At 41.5% G+C, this 6,414-nt stretch carries 5 protein-coding genes; 2 read left to right on the forward strand and 3 right to left on the reverse strand.

Features of this window, described 5'->3' with window-relative positions; all coding sequences use genetic code 11:
* Positions 1 to 140: 140 nt before the first annotated feature.
* Positions 141 to 2,480 (reverse strand): WD40 repeat domain-containing protein, encoded by a 2,340-nt coding sequence (locus AACX33_RS04105; protein ID WP_193999723.1) that lies wholly within the window; start codon positions 2,478 to 2,480, stop codon positions 141 to 143.
* A gap of 272 nt (positions 2,481 to 2,752) precedes the next feature.
* A complete protein-coding gene (locus AACX33_RS04110; protein ID WP_193999725.1) occupies positions 2,753 to 3,142 on the reverse strand; it encodes a hypothetical protein in 390 nt (129 codons plus the stop codon).
* Between the two features lie 225 nt (positions 3,143 to 3,367).
* Here AACX33_RS04110 and AACX33_RS04115 point away from each other — a divergent pair, with 225 nt between their 5' ends.
* Positions 3,368 to 3,754 carry a nuclear transport factor 2 family protein gene (locus AACX33_RS04115; protein ID WP_193999727.1) on the forward strand — a complete coding sequence of 129 codons (387 nt, stop codon included), beginning with the start codon at positions 3,368 to 3,370 and terminating at the stop codon, positions 3,752 to 3,754.
* Positions 3,755 to 3,826: 72 nt separating this feature from the next.
* Entirely contained in the window at positions 3,827 to 4,606 is a 780-nt protein-coding gene (locus tag AACX33_RS04120; RefSeq protein ID WP_193999729.1) for an MBL fold metallo-hydrolase, read from the forward strand.
* 326 nt (positions 4,607 to 4,932) lie between these two features.
* Here the strand turns inward: AACX33_RS04120 and murD are convergent, their stop codons facing one another.
* Entirely contained in the window at positions 4,933 to 6,300 is a 1,368-nt protein-coding gene (gene murD, locus AACX33_RS04125) for a UDP-N-acetylmuramoyl-L-alanine--D-glutamate ligase (protein WP_193999733.1), read from the reverse strand.
* Positions 6,301 to 6,414: the final 114 nt, after the last annotated feature.

Consider the following 6,414-nt stretch of genomic DNA (forward strand, 5'->3'; position numbering starts at 1 on the left):
GAGCAGGGAGCAGGGAGCAGGGGAGCAGGGAGCAGGGAGCAGGGGGAAAAATTGTGACTTCCCAATGTGACTAATGACCAATGACGACCCCCACCAGTTAACTTTATTTACGCCCACCTACTTTATGCTTCCCACGGTTGCTATATTTGCCAAATTTTGATCGTTTTGTCAGCACTACCACTAGCGAGTAACTTACCATCAGGACTCAAAGAAATAGCATTTACACTTCCGGAATGTCCAGTTAGAGTTTGCAAGACTTCACCTGTGGAAAGTTGCCAAATTTTAATCGTTTTGTCAGCACTACTACTGAAGAGGGTTTTGCCATCAGGACTTATGGCTAATGATTGCACCGCATCTGCATGACTACTTAATGTATGCAGAAGTTTACCTGAATTTAAATGCCAAATTTTAATCGTTGTGTCAGCACTACCACTAAAAAGGAGTTGTCCATCAGGACTTATGGCAATTGATTTTACCTCACCTGAGTGACCGATGAAGGTGCTTAACGGATCACCTGTGCGTGGGTTCCATAATCTGATTTTACTATCAGCACTACCACTGACAAGGATTTTACCATCGCGGCTAATAGCGATCGCATGAACAGCAAAGGTATGCCAAAGTGTACAAATGCGATCGCCTGTATGCAAATTCCAGATTTTGATTTTATTACTTCCACTGGCGAGCATCTGCCCATCGTGGCTCATTGCGACTACATTGACTGGTTTTTGATGTCCTAGAAGCGTATGCAGTAATTTCCCCGTTTTTAAGTCCCACACTCTCACATTACTTCTGGGATGTTCACAACTACCAACAGCCAGGAAATTACTATCAGGGCTAATTGCAACAGATGAAACTTCGCCTTTATGATCTGTGAGGGTGCGAATTTGTTTGCCAGTCTGAAGATTCCAGATATTAATAGTTTTGTCTGCACAGCCACTGACTAAAACTCCGCCATCGGAACTAATCGCCACAGATGCAACTTTCCCCGAATGTGCCTTCAGAGTATAACTCACAGCGGGGGATGCTAGAGTAATTTGGTGCTGCATATGAGCGATCGCATCTAAAAGCCGATCTACATCCGAAATCCCTTGGCGATCGCTAACGGCGATAAAATATGCTTTTAACTTTTCCAGATATTCCTTGTCTTCTACCTTGAGAGCTGATTGCATCGCCTCGAAAGGATTCATCAAATCCTGGCGGGATACTTGACGCAATTCCAACCATGTGTTTATCGAGTAATCAACCTGTGACTGCGCCCAAGAGCGATCGGGCAAATGAGATAAACTTTGGGCTAATTGCAAAGCCAATTCTGGAACCCAGTAACGACGCTCATGTTCTAGAGCTTGGTAAACTTCTTGGTAACCTGTAGCGTATACCCGCAAAAGTTCCTGTACAGATTGTAAGTTAAAACTATTTTGAAGTAAACTGGGCAGCACCTCTGGTAATAAAGGCGGCACATCAGCGTCAACTAAGTGATAAGCATCAGCTACCCAAGCAGCAACTAAACAATGACAGTTAATTAACACCTGGCAAAGTTTAGCCAAATCCTGATGATTAACTTGATACTTTAAAGATAATTGACTAATATCAATACCTTGAGCTTGCCATTTTTCCGACTTTTCTAAAATTTCTAAATTCAACACATTATCTTCGCCTAAATGATTGATTTCGGCGATATCTTCCCCCATTAATAAAAGTTCATTCCGAATTTTTCTCCATTCTAAAGCCCGACTTTTGGCAGACTCATGGAGAATTTCGCGATAAGGTAGCCGAAAAATGGTTTTATAGTAATAGGTTTCCTGACCTAATCCCCAATAAGCAATGCGGAAATTTAGATAATCCCCATCATGTTCCGATTCTAAAATCAAAATCGGCTCTGTTTTTAACATTCCAAACAAAGCTTTAATACTCGATTCACTATGAAACCGTTTACTATCCCAAGCTCCTGCTAAAAGTTCTGTGGGTCGAATGGGACTGTGGAGCGAATAATGTTTGTGTAGAAACTCTCGTAAACCTTCAGCCAATATTAGCTCTATTGCCGAATTATCCTGACTTATCTGGTCAAATTGGTCAAACTTAATTTGTGGAGGAGCCAGAAAAATTTTCAGCGGGGGACGTTGAGAATTAATCCCAGAATCTAAAATTTGAGAAGGATACAGCCTCAAAGGCCAGTTATCGAAAATTTGGGCAACTTCCGGCAATTTCAGCGATGTTTCTCGTGCTTGCGTTGCTATTTGTAACTGTGTTTCACGTTGATAAACAGCCAATTCTTGTTGCAAAAGTTTTTGTTGTTCAAATCCGGTAATCACACCATCTCTTTGCCGAGGTAAATTGACAGTTTGGATGAATTCTTGTATTACTTGAGGAAATTGAAGATTGCTTGTAGTCAGACTTTCTTCAGTTCGCTTTTGGATGAGGGTGACAATCACAGGTGTAAACTCGATCACCAATTGAGTGAGTAACCTTAATCCTGGCTCCATAAAGATATTCCTGTTAAGTAAATAAAATTCTCAGTGTACTGCAAACATAGTAGCTGGTCATGAGAGATTAACTCTATCATCCCCACATTTCTGTTTGTTCATTAATATTAATGACCACTGCCTATACTACTACCTTAAGAAACATTTGTGAAAAAAATAAAGTTTATCGTTAACAGATTCCCAGATATTTATACCAACCAGCAAAATACCTCACCTAGCCTAAAAAGACGAAATGAGGTATTGCTTCATTGTTCAATTAGTAACCGAACAAATTAAAATTTTATTCCTAGTTGTCCGTTCAAACCTCGCACAGAATTGTAACCAGCACCGATAAAAACGTTATCGGTAGCACTAGCCTGAACACCACCAGAAAAAGCCACCCCCTGATCTTCTGAATACCAACCAACTCCTACATAAGGTGAAATCACTGGTAAACTGAGAAATTTCAAAACATCTGCGCCAGTAGAACCGTCAGGGCCTCTTCCTAACTCCACCCCAAAATCTAAAGCTCTCACTCCTACAGCATAGGTAACATCACCATCTTTTTCACCCACAGAAACCCAAGGTTGTGGTAAAAACTGAGCCGAAGCTTGACTGGGAACAAATACAGTTAAGCAACTGAGTGATGAAATGAGTATTTTGGCAAGATCCGCTTTTTTCACGTTTTTCTCCTACACTACCTATGATATTTTTAAATTCTCGCACCCCTGGAAGGCGTGGGATTCCCCAAATCACTTCTAGGGCTTCTTCTTTCTAAGACTCCACTGACTCTCCGGAGTTTCCGTCCTCGATACCAGTCTCCGTTTTATCGAGAAAATTCATCTAAATGCGTGAATTAGCTGTATAATAAATAACTGTTTGTGACCTATTACTAAAAGCATCCCATCATGTCACAGGAACCCATCGAAACAATTGTATCCGCTTATTTTGCTAACATTGCCGCCATGAATCCAGAAGGCTGGGTAGAGAATTTTGCCGAAGATGCTATAAGTCATGACCCAGTTGGTGAACCGCCAGCCAAAGTACATGAGGGATATCGCGAGTTTATGGGGCAGTTACAAGCATTTTTTGACAAATTAGAACCAAAAATTGAGCATATCTTCGTTGGTGGTAATGAGGCGGCGGTAAAGTGGACGATGGAAGGTGTGAGTAAGAGAGGTAAGTCAGTTATCTTTGAAGGAATTACGATTTTTGAAATTAACGCAGTCGGTAAGATTAAAACAACTCGCGCTTACTGGAATCCCGCAAATATGGTAGCGCAACTACGGTCTTAAATGTCAGGCTTTGTCTCCCATACTCACTTCAACCCATCCATAATAAAGGTAGGTGTTATTTTTAATTTAGTTATGTACTTAACTTGGTTTGACAGCAATAGTTGGCTACTAGAAATCGGCAACCAACGCATATTACTTGACCCTTGGCTGGTTGATTCCTTAACTTTTGGCAATTTGGATTGGTTTTTCAGAGGTTCCCGCACACAAGAACGCCCCATACCAGAGAATATTGATCTGATTTTGCTGTCTCAAGGTTTAGAAGACCATGCTCATCCACCAACCCTGAAGCAGCTTGACCACCAAATTCCATCTGTGGCTTCTCCCAATGCTGCAAAATTATTACAGGGTTTGGGTTATACTTCTGTAAAATCTTTAGCTCATGGTGAGAGTTTTAACTTGAATGAGCAGGTAGAAATTACTGCTGTTCCTGGCTCCACAGTCGGTTATAACCTAGTAGAAAATGGTTATTTGCTCAAAGAAGTCAGCACTGGTTTGACACTTTACTATGAGCCACATGGGTCGCATTCGCCAGAAGTGAAAAAGTTTGCCCCGGTTGATGTAGTGATTACGCCAATAGTTGATGTGACATTACCTTTAGGTTTGCCAATCATTAAAGGTCGCAAGAGTGCATTGGAAGTTGCACAGTGGTTACAACCACAAATCATGCTTCCCACAGCTGCGGGTGGAGACGTAATCTTTGAAGGTTTGCTGACGAAATTCTTAAAAGCTGAAGGAACTGTCGAAGAGTTTAACGCCTTACTAAATCAGAATAATTTGACTACAAAAGTCATGGAACCGAAGCCAGGCGATCGCCTAGAAATCCAATTACAAAAGCGGGCATTAAAAGTATAATCAGAAGGGGTGTAGCATCTCCTCTAACCCTCTGCGTGAGAGTGTGAATTAATAGTCATTGTCAGCCACACAAATTCCCTTACATTTAATCCCATTCGTAGCGGTGCGCCGACAATGATCACATAGAACCTTTTCAGCTTCAGCTTCCTGATTTATCTCTATACTAGTGCTTTCCTCTAACTTATCTTTTTCATTACCGAATTTCACAGTCATAAAAATAGAATAAATTCTTACCCTTCACATTTTACCTTTAATTTCTTCCTTTGCGACTTTGCGCCCTTCTCCCAAAGGGAGAGGCTAGCGCCAATGCGTGAACCTCTCATATTTCATCCCACCCAAGCCAAACACAACTGACGAAAATCATCACCCCTGGCCTCAAAATTAGGATACTGGTCAAAACTCGCACAAGCTGGTGATAAAAGCACCACAGACGCGTGATATTCTTGAGCTAATTCTGCTGACCGAGAAACAGCCTTATCCATCGTTTCCACAATTTCATAATTACTATAACCCACCGCTTGCAGACGTTGAGCAAATGCGGGTGCGGCACTACCAATTAATAACACCACCGCCGCTTTAGCTTGAATTTTAGCTAACCAGCCAGTATCATCACCCGGTTTCGCTTCACCACCAGCAATCAAAATCGCCGGACTATTCACAGAGACTAACCCAACTTCAGCCGCATCATAATTAGTGGCTTTGCTATCATTAATAAAATCAATCCCTTCCCAAGTGCAAATATGTTCTAAACGATGGGGAACACCAGAAAAATTACGAATTGCAGTATCTATAGCATCGGTTTCAATTCCTGCTAACCGCGCCGCAGCAACAGCCATTAACAGATTTTGCAGATTATGTTCTCCTACCATTCGCAAAGCCGAGGCTGAGAGAAGTCTTTCTGGTTTAAAGTTGGGTTTTAACTTTTCGACAACCCAACCGTCTTCAATATAAAAGCCTTGTTCACTAAGTAAAAAATCTTCACCTTTGACACTTGTCCAGTAAGCATCAGGCCAATGAGTGATACCCATCTTATTTAAATAGGAGTCATCACCATTAAATATTTGTAAATGGGACTGATTTAATAACTTAGCTTTGATATTGTAGTAATTTTCTAAAGTCTTATGACGGGGGAGATGGTCTGGTGTAAAAGTCGTCCAAATTCCGATGCGGGGAGCAAGAGTAACTGAAGATTCTATTTGATAACTGCTAATTTCTGCGATTACCCAATCTGGAAGTTTTTCAGATAAGGCAACTTCACAGGCAGCATAACCAATATTACCACAGGCAGGGGCATTTAATCCGGCGGCTTGAAATATGGCGGCAATTAAAGCGGTAGTCGTGGTTTTACCATTCGTTCCAGTAATGCCTACCCAAGGAGAAGCTTGTAAATATCGCCAAGCCAATTCCATTTCGCCGATAGTTTCAATACCTAATTCTCGCGCCTGGACTAACACGGGAATATCCCAAGGAACCCCAGGACTAACAACAATTAAATCAGATAAATCAGTGCCATCTAAATCAAGGGAATGCCCCAATTTTACAGTGATTTGCTCGGTAGCGAGTTCTTGTTGTTGTTTCAGGAGGCTAGAGGAGGTGTTACTATCACTTAGCACTACCTCCCAACCTTCCCGTTTCAACAATCTCGCCGTAGCAACACCGGACTTTCCCAATCCAATTACTGAAGCTCTAGGCATAGACTGTAGCAGAGTTCCCTGGTTAAGCACTCATTATAGTAACGCTTATTGGCAGAAATTACACCACTTTTTTGTAATGTTAGGATACAAATTGATAAGACCCCACCCCTAACC

Origin of the sequence: Nodularia sp. LEGE 04288 (assembly GCF_963896525.1) — a bacterium.
Classification (GTDB): Bacteria; Cyanobacteriota; Cyanobacteriia; order Cyanobacteriales; family Nostocaceae; genus Nodularia.

Excerpts from the sequence above, each read along its gene's own strand:
- AACX33_RS04115 (WP_193999727.1), top strand. The coding sequence starts at position 3,368 with ATGTCACAGGAACCCATCGAAACAATTGTATCCGCTTATTTTGCTAAC.
- murD (WP_193999733.1), bottom strand. The coding sequence starts at position 6,300 with ATGCCTAGAGCTTCAGTAATTGGATTGGGAAAGTCCGGTGTTGCTACG.
- AACX33_RS04120 (WP_193999729.1), top strand. The coding sequence starts at position 3,827 with ATGTACTTAACTTGGTTTGACAGCAATAGTTGGCTACTAGAAATCGGC.
- AACX33_RS04105 (WP_193999723.1), bottom strand. The coding sequence starts at position 2,480 with ATGGAGCCAGGATTAAGGTTACTCACTCAATTGGTGATCGAGTTTACA.